This window comes from Rathayibacter sp. AY1C9, from assembly GCF_002932315.1.
In the GTDB taxonomy this organism is placed as follows: domain Bacteria; phylum Actinomycetota; class Actinomycetes; order Actinomycetales; family Microbacteriaceae; genus Rathayibacter.
Genome location: NZ_PSVZ01000022.1, coordinates 1 through 17,665, shown reverse-complemented (window position 1 = coordinate 17,665; position 17,665 = coordinate 1). Strand labels below are relative to the sequence as shown.

Sequence of the window (17,665 nt, the reverse complement as noted above, 5' to 3'; positions counted from 1 at the left end):
CTCGGGTACCGGCGGGGGCTGCGGGCGGGCGGCTCCGGGGGCGCGACCGGGCGTGGACGGCTGCGGGCGGGCGGATGTGCGAGGACGGCTCCGGGCTCGCGGCTCCGTGCTCTCGGCTCGGCTCTCGGCCGCGGGCTCTCGGCTCCGGGCTCGCGGCTCCGGGCTCTCAGCGCAGGACGTGGCCCTCGACGTCGACGGGAGCCCGGGCGGTGAGGCGCTTCAGCCGCATCGCGGGGCGCTCGACCAGCAGCCAGCTCGCCCACGCGAGGGGGACCGTCGCTGCGACCGAGAGCGCGATGTAGGCCCAGAGCGGCACGTCGGCTCCGGCTCCGACGATCGCCAGCGAGAGCAGCTGCTGCACGGGGAACGCGTAGATGTACATCCCGTAGGAGACGTCGTGGGTCGCGCCCACTCGACGCAGGGGGAGCCGGGCGCCGAGCGCGACCATCAGATAGGCGAGGGGGAGGCCGGCGAGCACGCGGTAGAGGCCGGTCGCGATCACGAGGACGAGCAGCACGGCCGCGACGGCGGTGAGTGCGCCCGTCAGGGGGAGGCGGTCGCGGTACAGGTGCACGAGCGCGCCGGCGAGGAAGTACCCGACGAGCGTCACCGTCTGGTTGAGGGGTGCCGGGAACGGGACGAGGTCCGTCGCGAGCACCGCCGCGACGAGGGTGAGGCCCGCGAATCCCGCGACCACGAGGGGGCGCACCCAGCGCGCGGGCGCCAGGGAGACGAGCAGGCCGATCACGACGTAGCTGACGAACTCGTAGAACAGGCTCCAGAGCGAGCCGTTCCACGCGCCCGGGTAGGGGACGGAGCCGAGCATCCCCGCGATGCCGTACTCCCGGATGTAGAGGGCCGCATTGGCGACCACGAAGCGCACCGCCCCGGCCGCGCTGTACTCGCCGGCTCCGAGGAGGAGCGACGCGAGCGGTGCGGCGACGAAGGCCACGACCAGGAGCGAGACGAGGAAGGCGGGATAGATGCGGAGGAAGCGCCGCCAGAGGAAGTCGACCAGCGATCGCGAGCGCAGCCGGCTCGCGGTGATCAGGAAGCCGGAGGTGGCGAAGAACCCGCCGACCGCCCAGGCGCCGAGGGTCGAGCCTCCGAACCCGGGGTCGTCGCCGTAGCCGCCGAGGGGGAAGGAGTGCGACACGATGACGAGGACCGCCAGCCCGAGCCGCAGGGCGTTGATGCTGTTCGACCGCGGGTCGAAGGCGGAGCCGACGGTCGGACGCGTGCGCGTGCGTGGCGCGCGGGCGGGCGCGGCGGTGCGCCGGCCGTTCTCCTGGCGGGTCATGCGCACATCCTGCTGACCCCGGCCGCCGCCGTCGATCGGGCGTGGGACGCGCCGCGCTCCTCCCGGAGGGCCCGCGCACCAGCAACGACGCGCGCTCCACCCCTGCGGCCCCGTCGCGGAGCTGACGCGGACTGACGTGCGGCCTGCGGCTGATCCCTCTCCGCCCCGTCGTTCCTCCGTCGCCCTCTCCGCGAGACGCCGCTCCGGTAGTCGACACGCCGGAGCGGGTTCACCGGAGCGGGATCCCGCGGCGGGCGGTCGGATCACGCCGGTCGGATCACGCCGGTCAGAGCAGCCCGTCCGTGAGGTGGTCCGGCGTGCCGAAGCGGTGGGCCGTGATCGACACGGCCTGCTCGCGGAGGAACGGCAGCAGCTCCAGCCGGCCCGCCTCGGTCGCCGGGCCGGCGTAGACCGCGAGGTCGGGGCGCCCGCCCGTCACGGCCGTCACCGTCGCGGCGGAGGCGCCCAGCAGGCGCACCCGTCCGGCGCCGTGGGCGCGCACCCGCGCCTCCCACGCCGCGTCGTCCTCGACCACGACGGCGCCGGCCGCCTCGTCGAGACCGGCGGCGAGCTGCGGAGGCAGCGCCACGGCGCTCGAGACGACCACCCGTGCCTGCGCGGTCGCCGCCGCGACGGCCACCCGCACGAGCGAGCCCAGCGGCTCCCCGGCGGCCAAACGCACCAGCACGGCGGAGTCGTAGGGCAGGCGGCGGAAGACGTTGCGCTCCGCCTCCAGCCCCGTCACGTCGCGAGGAGCGCTCGCGGCCCGCGCCGCCGCGCAGCTGCGCGCCGTCCGCTCCACCGCGGCGTGCTCCTCCGCCGGGAGCTCCGCGCGCGACGCGGCGAGCAGGCGGGCGGCCGGTCCGACGACCGGAGCGGTCGCCTCCGACGGCGCCGCGGTCCACGAGCCCAGGCCGAGCAGGTAGTCCGGCCCGCCCGCCTTGGTGCCCGGGCCGACCGCCGACTTCTTCCAGCCGCCGAACGGCTGGCGCTGCACGATCGCCCCGGTGATCCCGCGGTTCACGTAGAGGTTGCCCGCCTCGATCCCGTCGAGCCAGGTGCCGATCTCCTCCGGGTCGAGCGCGTGCAGGCCCGAGGTGAGCCCGTAGTCGACCTCGTTGACGATCGCGATCGCCTCGTCGAGGGTCGCCGCCGTCATGATCCCGAGGATCGGCCCGAAGTACTCGGTGCGGTGGAACTCGGACCCGCGGCGCACGCCGTCGCGGACGCCGGGGCTCCACAGGCGTCCGGAGTCGTCGAGGCTCCGCGGCTGCAGCAGCCAGTTCTCGCCGGCGCCGAGCCCGGTCAGGCCGCGCAGCAGCTTGCCCTCGGCGGGTTCGATCACCGGCCCCATCCGCGTCGCGGGGTCGGTCGGGTAGCCGACCGTGAGAGAGGAGACCGCGTCGAGCAGCTGCGCGCGGAACCGCTTCGAGCGCGCGACGGAGCCCACCAGCACCACGAGCGAGGCGGCGGAGCACTTCTGGCCCGCGTGCCCGAAGGCGCTCGCCACCACGTCCTTCACCGCCAGGTCGAGGTCGGCCGAGGGGGTGACCACGATCGCGTTCTTGCCGCTCGTCTCGGCGAGCAGCGGGAGGTCGTTCCGGAAGGAGCGGAACAGCTCCGCCGTCTCGTAGGCGCCGGTGAGGATCACGCGGTCGACCTGCGGGGAGGCGATCAGGTCGCGCCCCAGCTCCTCCTCCGGCAGGCGGAGCAGGCGCAGGGCCTCGCGGGGCACGCCCGCCGCCCACAGCGCCTCGGCCACCACGGCGCCGCAGCGCGCGGTCGGACCGGCGGGCTTGAGCACCACGGCGGAGCCGGCCGCGAGCGCCGCGAGGACGCCGCCGGCCGGGATCGCGACCGGGAAGTTCCACGGCGGAGCGACCAGGGTCAGCGCGGCCGGGTGGAAGCGGGCGCCGTCGACCGCGTCGAGCTCGAGGGCGCGCTCGGCGTAGTAGTGGGCGAAGTCCACGGCCTCCGAGACCTCGGGGTCGCCCTGGTCGAGGGTCTTGCCGCCCTCGGCCGCCATGACCTCGAGCAGCTCGGCGCGGCGCGCCTCCAGCTCGTCGCCCGCGCGGTGCAGGATGCGGGCGCGCTCCTCGGCCGGGACGTCGCTCCAGCCGCTGCCGCGGGCGCCGTAGAGCACCGACTCCAGCTCGTCGAGGGTGCCGATCGTGGCGGCCTCGATCGCGTCGGCGCCGGCCCGGGAGGAGGGGACGCGCGCGAGGATCGCCTGCGCCCACTCGCGGTTCGCGGCGACGGACGGGTCGGTGTCGGGGGTGCTGCGGAAGTCGCCCGGTCCCGGACGGCCGCTCGCGGCGAACCGGTCGGGCACGCGGTGCGCCGGGGGGACGGCCCCGTCGAGGGCGGCGACGGAGGCGCGGAACCGCTCCTCCTCCCTCGCGAAGAGCGCCGGGTCGGCCTCGAGCTCGAAGACGGCCGACATGAAGTTCTGGCTCGACGCGCCCTCCTCCAGCCGGCGGATCAGGTAGGCGATCGCCACGTCGAACTCGGCCGGCGCGACGACCGGCGTGTAGAGCAGGAGCGAGCCGACCGTGCGGCGCACCGCCTCCGCCTGGCCCTGGGCCATGCCGAGGAGCATCTCGTACTCGATCCCCTCGCGGACGCCGCGGGTGCCGGCGAGCAGCCACGAGTACGCGACGTCGAAGAGGTTGTGCCCGGCGACGCCGACCCGCACGTTGCGGATCCGCTCCGGGTGCAGCGCGTAGTCGACGACGCGCTTGTAGTTCGTGTCGGAGTCCTGCTTGCTGCTCCAGGTCGCCAGCGGCCAGCCGTGGACCGAGGCCTCGACCTGCTCCATCGGCAGGTTCGCGCCCTTGACCAGGCGCACCTTGATGCCGGCGCCACCGCGGGCACGGCGGGCGGCGCTCCACTCCTGCAGGCGGATCATCGCCGAGAGCGCGTCCGGCAGGTAGGCCTGCAGCACGATGCCGGCCTCGAGGCCGAGGAACTCCGGCCGGTCGAGGATGCGGGTGAAGACCGCGATGGTGAGGTCGAGGTCCTTGTACTCCTCCATGTCGAGGTTGATGAACTTCTGCGGCGAGGAGGCGGCGGCGCGGGCGAACAGCGGCGCCAGCTCCTCGACGATGTCGTCGACCGCGGCGTCGAAGGCCCACGGGTTGTGCGGGGCGGTGCTCGAGGAGACCTTGATCGAGACGTAGTCGACGTCGTCGCGGGCGAGGAGCCGGTGCGTCCCCTCCAGGCGGCGGTGGGCCTCCTCGCGGCCGAGGACGGCCTCGCCGAGCAGGTTCATGTTGAGCCGGACGCCGTCGCGGCGGATCGCGGCGATGGCCGGGCCCAGGCGCGAGTCGGTCGCGTCGATGATCAGGTGGCCGACCATCCGCCGCAGCACCCGGCGCGCGATCGGCACCACGACGTCCGGGAGGAGCGGCGCCATGACGCCGCCGAGGGCGACCGCGCCGCGCATCGGAGCCGGGAGGAAGGACGGCACGCCGCCCGCGATCGCCTTCAGCGCCGCCGCCGCGACGCGGGTGTCCTCGGGTCGGACGACGCCGTCGACGAAGCCGACCGTGAAGTCCAGGCCGGTCGGGTCCTTCAGCACGCCCGCCAGCTGCGCCCCGGAGGCGTCGATCGGGATCGCGGACGCCTCGCGCAGCCAGCGCCGCACCAGGGCGACGCTCTCGTCGACCAGGCGGGGATCGATCGAATCGGCGGACGGGCCGTCGGCGGCGGGGCCGGTGGCGAGAGCGGGGCTGGCGAGATCCGTCATGGTGCGGTCCTTCTGCTCTGAGGTGGGTGCCTTCAGTATTCGACCGACTACCGTTGAGCAGAAGCGACCGTTCCTTATCGGTACCGGTCAGCTCAGCTGAACGATCGGAGGGACGCCGTGCTCGATGTCCGCCGCCTGGTCCTGCTCCGCGAGGTGGCCATCCGCGGCACTCTCGCCGCCGCGGCCGAGGCCCTCGCCTACAGTCCCTCCGCCGTCTCGCAGCAGCTCGCCGTGCTCGAGCGCGAGGCCGGCGTCGAGCTGCTGCGGAAGGCGGGCCGGCGCGTGCAGCTCACACCCCAGGCCGAGATCCTGGTCGAGGCGGCCGGCGAGGTGATGGCCCTGCTCGAGCGGGCGGAGGCGGCGCTCGCGGCCTCGGGGGAGTCGGTGACCGGGCGGGTGCGCGTCGCGGTGTTCCAGTCGGCCGCGCTCGCGCTCATGCCGGGCGCGCTCCGGGCCGTCGCCGACCGCTTCCCGGAGGTGCGGATCGAGATGGTGCAGCGCGAGCCGGAGGGCGCTCTGCACGAGACGTCGTGGGCGCGGGAGTTCGACCTCGTCGTCGCCGAGCAGTACCCCGGCCACTCGACCTCCTGGCTGCCCGGACTGGTGCGCAGCGACCTGACGTCCGACGCGATCCGCCTCGCCGTGAGCCGCGACTCCGCCGTCGTCGACCTCGCCTCGGCCCGCGACTCCGCCTGGGTGATGGAGCCGCGCGGTACCGCGAGCCGCCACTTCGCCGAGCAGACCTGCCGGGTCGCGGGCTTCGAGCCGGACGTCCGCTTCGAGACCGCCGACCTGCAGGCGCAGATCCGACTCGCCGCCTCCGGCCACGCCGTCGCCCTGATGCCCGACCTGGTCTGGGCGGGCGAGGCGCCGGACTGCCGCCTCCTCGAGCTGCCCGGCACGCCCCGCCGCACGATCTTCACCGCCCAGCGCGAGGCGCAGCTGGCGTCGCCGGCCGTGCGGGTGTTCCGGGAGTGCCTGGCGGAGGTGGCGGGGCGTTTCGCGTGAGGCTGCGGGCGTGCGGGGGTGCGTGAGGCGGGGCGGTGCGGTTCGGGTGAGCGGGGGGCGTGTGGCGGTGCGGTTCGGGTGAGCGGGGGCGTGTGTGGCGGTGCGGTTCGCGTGAGCGGGGGGCGTGTGGCGGTGCGTGTGGCGGGGTGTTGCGCCGGTGTCCTGCGCGCGCCGCCCCGAGGACGGCGGGGATGTGCGGCGTCGGCTGCGGTGATCCCTCCCTCCACAGGAGGGCCTCACGCCGGTTCTCCACGGATGTGACGATCCGTCGCTTCCGTGTCGGTGGTCGCTGATTGAATACACGTATGACGATGATCAGCAGGTCGACAGCAGCGGAGGCGGTGCTCAGCGAGGCGCGTGCTCGCGGCGACCGAGCCGCGGCGCTGGCCCGCTCGGCGTCCCCGCTGCTCCTGGCCGCGGCCGAGGAGCTGCACGCCGGGCACCGGGCCGCGCTCGAGCATCCGGAGTCGTTCGCCCGCGGCTCGGCGCCCCACGCGTCGAGCGACCTCGCCGAGCGGTCGATCCGCGCGGAGTTCGCGGTCGCCCTCGGAGTCTCCGAGCGGGTCGCCTCCCGCGAGCTCGACCACGCGCGCCTCCTCGTCGAGGACCTGCCGACCACCCGCGCCGCCCTCGCCGGGGCGCGCCTGCGGTGGGAGGCGGGCCAGGTCGTCTGCGCCGTCGCGGCCACCCTGCCTCCGGGCTCCCGCGCCGCGTTCGATACGCGGGCGGCGGAGCTCGCGGCCCGCACCACGCCGACCCAGCTGCGGCGCGCTCTGGCCCGACTGCGGGAGGAGCTCCACGAGCAGCCCCTCGCCGAGCGCCACCGACGTGCCCGCGAGGACCGCGCGGTCTGGCTGACCCCCGAGGTCGACGGCATGGCGACGCTCTGCGCCCTCCTCCCCGCCCCGGTCGCCGTGGGGGCGTACAGCCGCCTCGACCGGATCGCCCGGATCCTCCGCGACGCGGCGGAGGGGACGCCGCCGCTCGCCGCCGCGGGAGCGGGCTCCTGCGGAGCGGAGTCCAGCGGGACGACCGGAGCGGAGCCCGCCGGAACCACCGGGGCGGGCGCCGTCGATGCGATCTCCCGAGCGGGCGACGAGCGGACCCTCGCCCAGCTGAGAGCCGACGCTCTCGCCGACCTCCTCTGCGATGCGGACGTCATCGGCACGGTGCCCGACTCGGTCGGTGCCGATCGGCCCGTTCCGACCCTCGTCACCGGCGTGCGCGCCGAGGTGCGGGTCACCCTGTCGGCGAGCACCGCGTCCGGCGCCGACGACGCCTCCGCCGAGCTCGACGGCTACGGCCCGATCCCGGCGGACGTCGCCCGGAGCCTCGTCCCCGCGACCGTCACCCGCGTGCTGACCGAGCCCCGGACGGGCGCCGTCCTCTCGGTCGGGCGCACACGCCGACTGCCGCACCGCGAGCTGCGGCTCCTCCTCCAGCTCCGCGACGTGACCTGCCGCTTCCCCGGCTGCACCCGCTCCGCCGCGGGCGCCGAGGCCGACCACGTCGTCGAGTGGCGAAACGGCGGCGGCACCGACCCCGCCAACCTCGCCAGCCTCTGCGTCGCCCATCACCACGTGCGGCACGGCGACCGCTGGACCTACGTCCTCCACCCCGACGGCACCGCCGACTGGACCACCCCCACTGGCCGCCGCATCACCACGCGCCCGCCGGGCCTCGAGGCACGGCTCCGTCCAGACCCACCCGCGACCCCGAGGTTCGAGGACCGGCCGCCGCCGTTCTGACACGCTGCCGTGCTGACACGCTGCCGTGCTGCGGTGCTGCCGTGCTGCCGTGCTGCCGTGCTGACGTGCTGCCGTGCACCCCTGAGGGAATCGGCTGTCGGGCGGGTTCGGCGCATTGCGCGGGTTCGCACTGGTGATCGGGCCGTGCTGTCGCTCGGAGGCGAGTGCTCAGCGACCTCCCGCCGCGCCGCTGACGCTCGGATCTGCGCCTTCGCTCGGGTTCACGCGGCCGCACCGTCGCACCACCGCCGCACCACTGCCGCTGAGGCGCGGACCGTCACCGGGGCCGCACCGTCGCCTGACACCGTGCCGACACCAGGGCCGTGCCGCCGCCGTTCGCCATGCCGCCGTTCAGCCACCACGATGCAGCACCTCGGCAGCTCAGCACCTCGGCAGCTCAGCGCGCGCCTAACCGCCGTCACATGCCGTCGCGTCGGCCCGCCGTTCGGGCAGCGTGTCTCGGGACTGCGCTGGCGCCCCGCACCGCCCCGCGGCTGCTCCGGCGGGGTGCGCAGTCCGGGCGAGCAGTCCGGGCGGGCACGCGCGGTCAGTCGGCGACGCGGAGGAGCACCTCGCCCGTCGTCCCGCCCCGCAGCCGCCCCGCAGCCGCGACGCTACGCCGCCAGGAAGCGGTCCGCCGTCCGCAGCGAGAGCGCCATCGTCGCGAGCGCCGGGTTCGCGATCAGCGCGCTCGGGAACACCGAGTTGTCGCACACCCAGAGGTTCGGCACGTCGAAGCTGCGGCCGTCCGCGTCGATCACGGCGTCGCCCGCGTCGGTGCCCATCCGCACGGTGCCGAGCGTGTGCGCCGTGCGCGCCATCACCCGCGTGCTCGTCGCGCCGGCCGCCTCCACGATCGCGGTCATCGTCCGGATCGCGTGCCGGTCGATCGCCTCCTCGTTGGCGCCCGCCGAGAACGTGATGCGCGCCTTCGGCACCCCGTGCTCGTCCAGCTCGTCGGTCAGCTCCAGCCGATTGCCGTCGGCGGGCAGGCACTCCGCGTTGATCCCGACGCCCGCCGCGAAGCGGTATCCGTCGAGCGCGTCCATCAGATCGCGGCCCCAGAGTCCCGCGCCGCGGGCGAGCGTCGTCGCGTAGGTCAGCGGCATCACTCCGAGACTCTGGATCAGGTAGCCGCCCGCGAAGTCCGCGTCGGCCGGGCGGACGGTGTCCTCGGTGATCACCGAGGAGGGGTAGCCGCGGTAGCCGCGCATCTCGTTCTCGAAGGTGCCCCAGACCTGGGTCGCCCCGTGCGCCAGGAAGTTGCGGCCCACCTGGCCGCTGCTGTTCGCGATGCCGGTGTGCAGGAGGAGCCGGGGCGTCTCGACGCCGCCCGCGCAGAGGAACAGGGCGGAGCAGCGCTGCCGGTGCTCCACTCCGCCGCTCGTGTAGACCACGGCGCACACGCGGCCCGCGGCGTCCAGCTCGATGCCGTGCACGAACGAGTCGGCCCGGATCTCGGCACCGGCTCGCACCGCCTCCGGCAGGTAGGTCACGTCCATGCTCGTCTTCGCGCCGGTCCGGCAGCCCTGATGGCACTGGCCGCAGTTGACGCAGGAGGGCCGGCCGTCGTCCCGCGGGCTGCTGAGCACGGCGGCGGGCGCGTCGGTCGCGCGCATCCCGATCGCCGCGCAGCCGCGCAGCATCATGTCGGCCGAGGCGTTCCGCGCGAGCGGGCCCTGCAGGTAGCGGCGCGACGGGTCCCACGGGTACTCGGCCGGGCCCGCCACTCCGATCGTCGCCTCCACCTTCTCGATGTACGCGGTGAGCTCGGCGTGCTCGATCGGCCAGTCGCGGCCGACGCCGGAGTCGCTCCGGAGTCGCAGGTCGCGCGGGTCGGGGCGGGGCGTGAACGCTCCCCAGTGCAGCGTCGAGCCGCCGACCCCGCGGCCGCTGTTGTTCTGCCCGAAGGCGGTGGGAGTCTCGCCTCCGCTGAGGCGCTCCTCCATCCAGTTGATCTCGACGGCCGCCGTCTCGTCGGCGGTGTGGCCGAGCGGATCTAAGTGCGGCCCGGCCTCGAGGGCGACGACCCGCAGCCCTCGAGCGGCGAGCACCGAGAGCAGGGGCGCTCCGCCTGCCCCGGTGCCGATCACGACGGCGTCGACCGTCTCGTCGAGCGGGAAGCGGCGCATGCCGGTCGTGTTCATCGGTGACTCCTCGTCGTCGGTTCCCAGGTCTCGCGGTCGTCGGCGCCGAGCAGGCGGAAGCCCGTCACGAGCGGCAGCGTGTCGCCGCCACTGGCGTAGCCGTCGTAGCCGATCCGCGCCATCGATGCGGGGTGGGCCAGCCACTGCCTGACGAGGTCGACGCGGCAGTCCTCGAACCAGGCGGTCAGCTGCTCGGCACCGAGCCCGCCGGCCGAGCGGTCGCCGAGCTCCGCGGAGCCGTCGGCGATCGCGGTGAGGCGCGCGTCCTGCTCGGCGGGGCCGAGGCCGGCGAAGCCGCGGAGGGTGTCGAGCGCCAGACCGTAGGCGATCGGGTCGGCCGGCAGGTCGGCGTTGCGCCAGCCGTCGCCCTCACCGTTCGCGAGCTGCGTGTCCACCCGTGCGGCCAGGTCGATCCGGCCGCCCTCCTGCGGGACGACCCGGTCGGCGATCGCGCGCAGCTCCGCGAGCTGGGCGACGGTCAGGGCGCGGGGCGCGTACTCCGGGTCGTCGGCGAGCGCGCGCACGGCCAGCAGCCCGCGCACCCGCGTGGAGGTGCGGGCGGAGGCGATGGCCGCGCCGACGTCGGCCGGGACCGACGGCGCCGTGCCGGCCTCCTCCTCCCAGAACCGGCGGATCGCCGCCGCCACCTCGACCGGGCGCTCGAACGGCAGCAGGTGGCCCGCCCCGGCGAGCGTGAGCAGCCGGGCGCGGGAGTAGAGAGAGCCGTTCAGGCGGCGCTGCGCGTCGGCGCCGAGGTCGCCGTCCTCACCGCCCGCGATCAGGAGCGCGGGCACCGCCCCGAGGGCGGCCTCGCCGGTGCGGTCCTCACGGCTGCCGTGCTCGAGCCAGTCCCGCCAGCCCTCGGGGGAGTAGCGGCGCAGCTCGGCCAGCACCTCCGCGTCGGCGTCGGCGGGCAGCGGCGAGCCGACGTTCTGGTCGACGAACTCGCGCGCCTGCGCCTCGTCGAGGTGCCCGTCGGCGACCCAGCCGAGCATGGTCGAGCGGCGCTCCTCCTCCATCGGCTCGGGCGAGAGCGGCGACCCGGCGAGGAGCACGACGCCCGCGAGCCCGAACAGGCCCGAGCGGCCGGTGACCGTGCGGGAGGCCACGAGCGAGGCGATCTTCCCGCCCATGCTGTGCCCGAGGAGCAGCCAGCGGGAGGAGCCGTGCTCGCGGATCCGGCGGATCGTGGCAACGGTCATCTCCTCGAGCGAGGTCCCGGATCCACCGGGCAGGTCGAGCGCGACGAGGTCCGCGACGTCGGCGAGCTCGCGGCCGAGCGCGTCGAAGGCGCGGCCGTCGAGCCCGAGTCCGGGCAGGGCGAAGAGGGTGGGGCGGGGGCTGGTGGACACGGGCGTCCTGTCGGATCGGCCGCGCCACGGCGGTGGGGAGCGGGAGGGGAGCGGCGGCGGGGGGCCGGCCCTCCCCATCCGACCACACGGCGTGCGCGCGCCCGGACCCTTGCGCCGACGGGGAACTCGTGCTGTGCTCTGCGCCACCGTTCCGCACTACCGTGCTGGGCCGTCGGAGGTCACGAGGATCAGCTCCTCCTCGAGGGTCGCGCCGGAGCGCTGCGTTCACTCCATCTGAGAGGATCTTCACGGAGACGGTCCTCGCCTCCGATGAACGCTGCCGCCGCCGCGGCCGTACCCCCTTCCGACGGACCACCGGTCCCGACGAGGAGGCGGTGTGGCGCGCACGGCGACGGCACGACGAGACGAAGGGCCCGCGATGCCGCGCGAGCACTCGGAGGTCCCGGCTCCGGTGGTGCGCCTCGAGCCCCGGACGGCGGGGTTCGACCCGGCCGCCGCCTTCGACGAGCACGGGTCCGCCCTGCTCGGCTTCGCGCTCAACGCCCTGCGCGACCGCGGCCTCGCCGAGGACTGCGTGCAGGAGACGTTCCTGCGCGCCTGGCGCTCGCGGGCGAGCTACTCCGCCGAGCGTGCCAGCACCCGCACCTGGCTCTTCGCCATCGCCCGCAACGTCGTGATCGACGTGCACCGCTCGCGTCAGCGCCTGCCGCGCCTGATCGAGGCCGAGGTTCTGGAGGAGGTGCCCGCGGAGGACCGCGACCCCCTCGAGCCGCTCGCGATCGCCGAGGCGCTCGCGCGGCTCTCCGCCGAGCACCGGCAGGTCGTCGTCGCCGTCCACCTGAACGGCGAGACCTACGCCGAGCTGTCGGCGGCCACGAGCGTGCCGGTCGCCACCCTGCGCAGCCGCGCCTTCTACGCTCTCCGAGCGCTCCGCGGTCACCTCGCGGGCGCCGGACCCACCGACGAGGAGAGATCGTGACCGACCGAGACCAGCCCGCCGGAGACGAGCCCGGCGGCCGCCGCGAGGAGCTTCTCGCCGCGGCCCTCGCCGGCGACCTCTCCGCCGAGGAGGCGCGGGAGTTCGAGAGCCTGCGCGCCGCCGACCCCTCGATCGACCGCGAGCTCGCGTCGTTCGGTGCGGTGGTCGACCGGGTCGGCGCACTGGGCCGCTGGGAGGAGGCGGAGCCGTCGCCGGAGCTGCGGTCGCGCGTCGCGGCGCTCGCCGGGGAGCGGCCCGAGCGCGGGGAGAGTCTGCGTGCCTCGCGCCGCCGGGCCCCGCGCCGCCGTGCCTCGCGTCTTCGTGCCGTCCTGGCCGTCGCCGCGGCGGCCGCGCTCCTCGTCGTGGGCGGCGTCGCCGGAGCGGCCCTGCGGTCCGCCGAGGAGCGCCCCGTCGCGGGACCGCCCGGGACGCTCGGCGCCGTCGAGGCGATCGCCTTCGATGAGCGGACGGAGGGCGTGACGCTTGACGGCTCGCTCGTGGCGCACACCTGGGGCACCGAGACGATCCTCCGCGGGACCGGCTTCGCGCTCGGCGAGAGCTACGACCTCGTGCTGGTCACCGGCTCCGGTGAGCGGCTCCCGTCCGGCTCCTTCCTCGGCAGCTCCGCGGAGCTCGACTGCGAGATGAACGCGGCCGTCCTGCGCGAGTCCGTCGCCGCCGTCGAGATCACCGACGCCGGCGGCGCGCTCGTCGCCTCCGCCGCCCTCCCCGCCGTCACCTGAGAGCCGGCGGCGCAGGCTCGCGGCGCGGCTTCAGCTCGCTGACGAGCGTGCCCGCGACGATGAACCCCGCCCCGAGCAGGGCGAGCGCGGGGAGCCGGTCGCCGGCGAGGCGGCCGATCAGACCGGCCCAGACGGGCTCGGCGGAGTAGATGATCGTGGCGCGCGACGGCGAGACCGAGCGCTGAGCCCAGTTCATCGTCAGCTGGATCAGGCAGCTGCTCGCCCCGAGCGCGAGCGCGGGGATCAGCCAGGCCCACGAGAACGCCGGGACCGCCTCGCCTGCGACGGGCATCGAGGCGAACCCGAGCGCGCCGGCGACCAGCAGCTGCACCACGGTCACCCGGCCGAGGTCCACGCGTCCGGCGACGAGGCCGATCAGGATGATCTCCGCCGCGATCGGCAGCGTGCTCACGATCGTCGCCACCTCGCCCGCTCCGAGCGCGACGCCCGGCTGCGGGCCCGCGATCAGGAGCAGTCCGACGAACGCCAGCGCGACGCCCACCAGCGTCAGCACGCCCGGACGGCGACGGAACACGACCCACTGGAGCAGCGGCACCAGCGGCACGTACAGCGCGGTGAGGAACGCGGAGGTGCTGCTCGTGATCGTCTGCAGCCCGTAGCTCTGCAGGCCGTAGCCCGCGAAGATCATCACCCCGATCACGACGCCGGCCGCGAGATCGATCCGCCGCATCCCCCGGAGCGACCGGTGGAACACGACCGCGCTGATCAGTCCCGCGATCGCGAACCGCATCCCGACGAAGAACAGCGGACCACTGTGCTCCATCGCGATGTGCACGGCGAGGAAGGTCCCGCCCCAGATCGCGGTGATGCCGATGAGCGCCCACTCCGGACGGGTGAAGCGGAGGCCCCGGAGCGGCGAGATGTGCATCATTCTGCACATCCTAGGAGCAACAGGGGCCTGTCGGTGCAGAATAGTGCGCATGTCGGCTCCCGTCCTCGCCCACCTGGGCGGCAACCTCCGCCTCGCGCGGCGCGGAGCCGGGCTGAGCCAGTCCGCGCTGGCGGCGCGCTCGGGTATCAGCCGGCGGACGATCGTCGCGGCCGAGGCCGGCGAGGCCAACATCTCGCTGACCGGAGTCGACCGCCTCGCGACCGCCCTCGGCACCACGTTCACTGCACTCGTCTCGGCCCCGGGATCCGCGCCCGCGGCGATCGACCAGGTCGCCTGGCGGGGAGCGGGCGAGGCGAGCGTCGCCGTCCTGCTCTCCTCCGTCCCCGCGCGCCGGGAGGCCCAGCTCTGGACCTGGACGCTCGGTCCGGGGGACCGCTACGACGCGCAGCCCGACCCCGAGGGGTGGCACGAGATCCTGCTCGTCACCGCCGGCGCGCTCCTCCTGGAGCGGGAGGGCGAGGAGCCCGTGCGGCTGGAGCCCGGACGGCACCTCGCCTTCCCGACCTCGCGGCACTACTCCTACGTGAACGCGGTGGATGCCGTCACGACGCTCGTCCGGATCGTGGTCGACTGACGGGTCGGCGCCTCAGGCCCGCGAGCGCAGGGTCTCGAGCAGCGCCGCGGGGGTCTCGGGGTCGTCGAGGCTGATCGCGAACTCGCGCGAGCGGTCCGTCGTCACCACCAGCCCCGGCCCGGCGTGCAGGATGACCGCCGAGCGGCCCGGCATCACCCGGTACCCCCAGCCGCCCCACTCCGACGGCCGCAGCTGGGCCGTGCCGGCCGAGGCGATGGTGTCGAGCGGGATGCGGCGCAGCGGGATGCCGAGGGCGGTCGTGACGACGCGGAGGCCGCGGCGGTCGGCGGTCACCCTCAGGCGGGAGAAGGAGAGGAGCACCAGCGCGACGACGCCGAGGACGACGGCCATCGCGATCGCCGGACCGGTGGCGCCCGCCGCGGCGAGCGTCGCGAGGGAGAGGGCCGCGCCCGCCGCCGTGGCGATCGCGGCGACGGCGAACACCGGGCCCGTCAGCGTCTGCGACCAGGCGCCGGTCTCCTCCGCCGCCAGCGGCAGGCGGCCGGCGGCCAGGCGGGAGGCGCGCCGGGTGCCCGGAGCGATCAGCGCGGGCACGACGGCGAAGAGCATCCCTCCGAGCAGCGCGAGCAGCCACCCGCCGAGCTCCGCCCCCTCGGCGCGCCCGGCCGCGAGCGTCGTGCCGACCGAGGTCGCCCAGGCGGAGGCGCCCAGCCCGGCCACGAGGCCGAGGGTCGCCAGCAGGAGCCGCGGGGCGCGCCCGACGACCGCCGCCACGACGCCCGCGACGGCCGGGAGCCCGGAGAGCACGAGGGCGATCGCGAGCAGAGCGCCCGTCGACGCGGTCGCATCGGCCGCCCCGGTGCCCGACCAGTGCGAGGCGAGCTCCGCGGGCAGCGCGTCGTCCAGGACGAGGCGCGAGACGAGCACTCCGGCGGCGGGGAGCAGGAGGGACGCGGCGGCGAGGAGCTCGCGGCGGCGGTCGGCGGTGGCGGTCATGATCCGGTCCTCTCGATCAGGCGGACGAGCTCCGCCGGGGTGATGCCGCTGCGGCGGGCCTCCGCGAGCAGCTCGTCGACCAGGGCGGTCACGCGCACGAGCCCGGGCCCGGCCGACTCCGTGATCCACGCGCCGCGGCCCCGGCGCACCTGGAGGATCCCGTCGTCGCGCAGGGCGGCGTACGCGCGCAGCACGGTGTGCATGTTGATGCCGAGCGAGTCGGCGAGCTCACGGGCGGGCGGCAGGCGGTCGCCCGCCGAGAGCTCGCCCCGGGCGACGGCCGAGCGCACCTGCGACTCCAGCTGGTCGGCGAGCGAGCCCGCCGCGGAGTGGTCGACCCGGAACAACATGTTCACAATGTTAGTAGAACAAGCAGTGCACCACCAGGCCCTCAGTGCAGCGCGAGCGACACCGCCAGCACCACCATCACGACCGCCACGGCCGCGTCGAGGATCCGCCAGGCCCCGCGGCTCCGGAACAGCGGCCGCAGCGCCCGCGCCCCGAAGCCGAGAGCGGTGAACCACAGCACGCTCCCGGCCGCCGCCCCCGCCCCGAACCACCAGCGCTCGTCGCCGTGCGTGTTCGCCACCGACCCGAGCAGCACGACCGTGTCGAGGTAGACGTGCGGGTTGAGCAGCGTGAGCGCCAGGCACGTGCCGATCGCCGTGCGGAGCGACGTCGAGGCGCCGGCCGGATCGCCGTCGAGGGTCCCCGGCCGCAGTGCGCGCCTCGCCGCCATCACCGCGTAGGCGAGGAGGAAGACGATGCCGCCCCAGCGGATCACCACCAGCAGCCACGGCGCCGACTCCAGGACCGCTCCGATCCCCGCGATCCCGAGCACGATCAGCGCGGCGTCGCAGAGTGCGCAGATCGCGACGACGGCGGGCACGTGCTCGCGGCGGAGGCCCTGGCGGAGCACGAAGGCGTTCTGCGCGCCGATCGCGATGATGAGCGAGAGGCCGAAGCCGAGGCCGTAGAGGGCGGCGAGGAGGGGGGACACGCTCCGACGCTAGGGCGGGGCGCTCCTGTAGACCAGCTCATGCTCCTTCAGTACCGTAAGCACTACTGATGCTGACCGACGATCTCGACCTCTCCCGCCTGCGCGCGCTCGCCGCCTCCGTCCGGTACGGCTCCTTCGACGCCGCCGCCCGGGCCCTGCACATCACCCCCTCCGCCCTCAGCCAGCGGATCAAGGCGCTCGAGACCGCCGCAGGCCGCGTCCTGCTGGTGCGCTCGCGCCCGGTCGTCGCGACCGAGGCCGGTGCGGGGCTCCTCCGCCTCGCCCGCCAGATCGAGCTCCTCGCCGACGACGCCGTCCGCTCGCTCGGCGGCGAGGACGCGGAGGGGGCGGGCCCCGTCGTCCTCCCGCTCGCCGTCAACGCCGACTCCCTGGCCACCTGGGTGCTGCCCGCGCTCGCCTCCGTCCCCGACGTCGTGGTGGAGCTGCACCGCGAGGACCAGGCGCACACCACCGCGTTCCTCCGCGACGGCACCGTGCTGGCGGCCGTCACCGGAGAGTCGGAGGCGGTGCTCGGCTGCACCGTCGCGCCGCTCGGAGTGATGCGGTACCGCGCCATGGCCTCGCCTGCGTTCGCCGAGCGCTGGTTCCCGGACGGCGGCACGGCCGGTCTCGCGAGCGCTCCGCTGGTCGTCTTCGACGAGAAGGACCGCCTGCAGGACGACTTCCTCCGAGCCGCCGGCGTCGAGGGCCGCCCGCCGCAGCACCGCGTCCCCGGATCGACCGACTTCGAGCGGGCCGTGCGCCTGGGCATGGGGTGGGGGATGCTGCCCGAGCTGCAGGCCCCGGTCGGCGGCGAGGGCCTGGTCGAGCTGGGCGGCGACCCCGTCGACGTCCCCCTCTACTGGCAGCAGTGGGCCCTGCACACGCCCGCCCTCGACGCGGTCGCCGCGGCCGTCTCCGCTGCCGCGCGCGCCGCGCTCCGCTGACCCGCGCGCTGACCTGCGCTGCCGGGGAGGCGCTCAGACCGCGAACACGTCGCGGAGGGTCACCGTCTCGAGCGAGCGCTCGCGGAGGATGTCGACGAGCCGCGCGTAGACCTGCGTCACCGGATCGAAGTTGGCGTGCCCGATCACGATGTGCTGCGGCAGGAACCACTGGTCCGCGAAGCCGACCACCTGCTCCGGCGTGATCCGCCCCGAGTCCGAGAGCGAGCCGTACCAGAGCACCGTCGCCGTGTAGCCGATCGCCGACGCGGCGGCCCGGCTCCGCTCGTC

Annotated in this window: 14 protein-coding genes and 1 pseudogene; 6 read left to right on the top strand and 9 right to left on the bottom strand. The window is 75.3% G+C overall.

The window, feature by feature from the left end; all coding sequences use genetic code 11:
* Nucleotides 1–166 precede the first annotated feature (166 nt).
* Nucleotides 167–1,300 carry an acyltransferase gene (locus C5D09_RS13625; protein WP_104269524.1) on the bottom strand — a complete coding sequence of 378 codons (1,134 nt, stop codon included), beginning with the start codon at nt 1,298–1,300 and terminating at the stop codon, nt 167–169.
* A 286-nt stretch (nt 1,301–1,586) separates the two neighbouring features.
* A complete protein-coding gene (locus C5D09_RS13620) occupies nt 1,587–5,048 on the bottom strand; it encodes a bifunctional proline dehydrogenase/L-glutamate gamma-semialdehyde dehydrogenase (RefSeq protein ID WP_104269523.1) in 3,462 nt (1,153 codons plus the stop codon).
* A gap of 117 nt (nt 5,049–5,165) precedes the next feature.
* Here C5D09_RS13620 and C5D09_RS13615 point away from each other — a divergent pair, with 117 nt between their 5' ends.
* Nucleotides 5,166–6,056: a LysR family transcriptional regulator gene (locus C5D09_RS13615; protein ID WP_104269522.1), complete on the top strand. Its 891-nt coding sequence runs from the start codon at nt 5,166–5,168 to the stop codon at nt 6,054–6,056.
* 311 nt (nt 6,057–6,367) lie between these two features.
* Nucleotides 6,368–7,804: an HNH endonuclease signature motif containing protein gene (locus C5D09_RS13610; protein WP_181135052.1), complete on the top strand. Its 1,437-nt coding sequence runs from the start codon at nt 6,368–6,370 to the stop codon at nt 7,802–7,804.
* A 614-nt stretch (nt 7,805–8,418) separates the two neighbouring features.
* On the opposite strand, the gene C5D09_RS13605 is transcribed toward C5D09_RS13610, so the two are convergent.
* The gene (locus tag C5D09_RS13605) at nt 8,419–9,951 is read right to left on the bottom strand and encodes a GMC family oxidoreductase (protein ID WP_104269520.1); all 1,533 of its coding nucleotides are present in this window, start codon (nt 9,949–9,951) and stop codon (nt 8,419–8,421) included.
* The gene (locus C5D09_RS13600) at nt 9,948–11,303 is read right to left on the bottom strand and encodes an alpha/beta hydrolase (RefSeq protein WP_181135051.1); all 1,356 of its coding nucleotides are present in this window, start codon (nt 11,301–11,303) and stop codon (nt 9,948–9,950) included. Before C5D09_RS13600 ends, C5D09_RS13605 begins: the two co-directional genes overlap by 4 nt.
* Nucleotides 11,304–11,682: 379 nt before the next feature.
* On the opposite strand from C5D09_RS13600, the gene C5D09_RS13595 reads away from it, so the two are divergent.
* Complete coding sequence (locus C5D09_RS13595) at nt 11,683–12,243, top strand: sigma-70 family RNA polymerase sigma factor (protein WP_104269518.1); 561 nt, start codon at nt 11,683–11,685, stop codon at nt 12,241–12,243.
* Complete coding sequence (locus C5D09_RS13590) at nt 12,240–12,986, top strand: hypothetical protein (protein WP_104269517.1); 747 nt, start codon at nt 12,240–12,242, stop codon at nt 12,984–12,986. The genes C5D09_RS13595 and C5D09_RS13590 overlap by 4 nt, the downstream gene beginning before the upstream one ends.
* On the opposite strand, the gene C5D09_RS13585 is transcribed toward C5D09_RS13590, so the two are convergent.
* Nucleotides 12,979–13,878: a DMT family transporter gene (locus tag C5D09_RS13585; RefSeq protein ID WP_258063200.1), complete on the bottom strand. Its 900-nt coding sequence runs from the start codon at nt 13,876–13,878 to the stop codon at nt 12,979–12,981. The two genes, C5D09_RS13590 and C5D09_RS13585, sit on opposite strands and share 8 nt — an antisense overlap.
* 49 nt (nt 13,879–13,927) lie before the next feature.
* Here C5D09_RS13585 and C5D09_RS13580 point away from each other — a divergent pair, with 49 nt between their 5' ends.
* A complete protein-coding gene (locus C5D09_RS13580; protein WP_104227343.1) occupies nt 13,928–14,473 on the top strand; it encodes a helix-turn-helix domain-containing protein in 546 nt (181 codons plus the stop codon).
* 12 nt (nt 14,474–14,485) lie between these two features.
* On the opposite strand, the gene C5D09_RS13575 is transcribed toward C5D09_RS13580, so the two are convergent.
* From C5D09_RS13575 to C5D09_RS13565, 3 genes are read right to left on the bottom strand one after another with little or no spacing between them, the layout of a single operon-like run.
* On the bottom strand, nt 14,486–15,430 hold the full coding sequence (locus C5D09_RS13575) for a hypothetical protein (RefSeq protein ID WP_104263546.1): 945 nt from the start codon (nt 15,428–15,430) through the stop codon (nt 14,486–14,488).
* Complete coding sequence (locus tag C5D09_RS13570) at nt 15,427–15,780, bottom strand: GntR family transcriptional regulator (protein WP_104269554.1); 354 nt, start codon at nt 15,778–15,780, stop codon at nt 15,427–15,429. Before C5D09_RS13570 ends, C5D09_RS13575 begins: the two co-directional genes overlap by 4 nt.
* Nucleotides 15,781–15,821: 41 nt before the next feature.
* Nucleotides 15,822–16,430 carry a LysE/ArgO family amino acid transporter gene (locus C5D09_RS13565; protein ID WP_104269516.1) on the bottom strand — a complete coding sequence of 203 codons (609 nt, stop codon included), beginning with the start codon at nt 16,428–16,430 and terminating at the stop codon, nt 15,822–15,824.
* A gap of 68 nt (nt 16,431–16,498) precedes the next feature.
* Between C5D09_RS13565 and C5D09_RS13560 the strand changes: the two genes are divergently transcribed.
* Nucleotides 16,499–17,377 carry a LysR family transcriptional regulator ArgP gene (locus C5D09_RS13560; protein WP_104269515.1) on the top strand — a complete coding sequence of 293 codons (879 nt, stop codon included), beginning with the start codon at nt 16,499–16,501 and terminating at the stop codon, nt 17,375–17,377.
* Nucleotides 17,378–17,410: 33 nt separating this feature from the next.
* Here C5D09_RS13560 and C5D09_RS17580 read toward each other — a convergent pair.
* Nucleotides 17,411–17,665: pseudogene (locus tag C5D09_RS17580) on the bottom strand (polysaccharide deacetylase family protein); the annotation flags it as partial.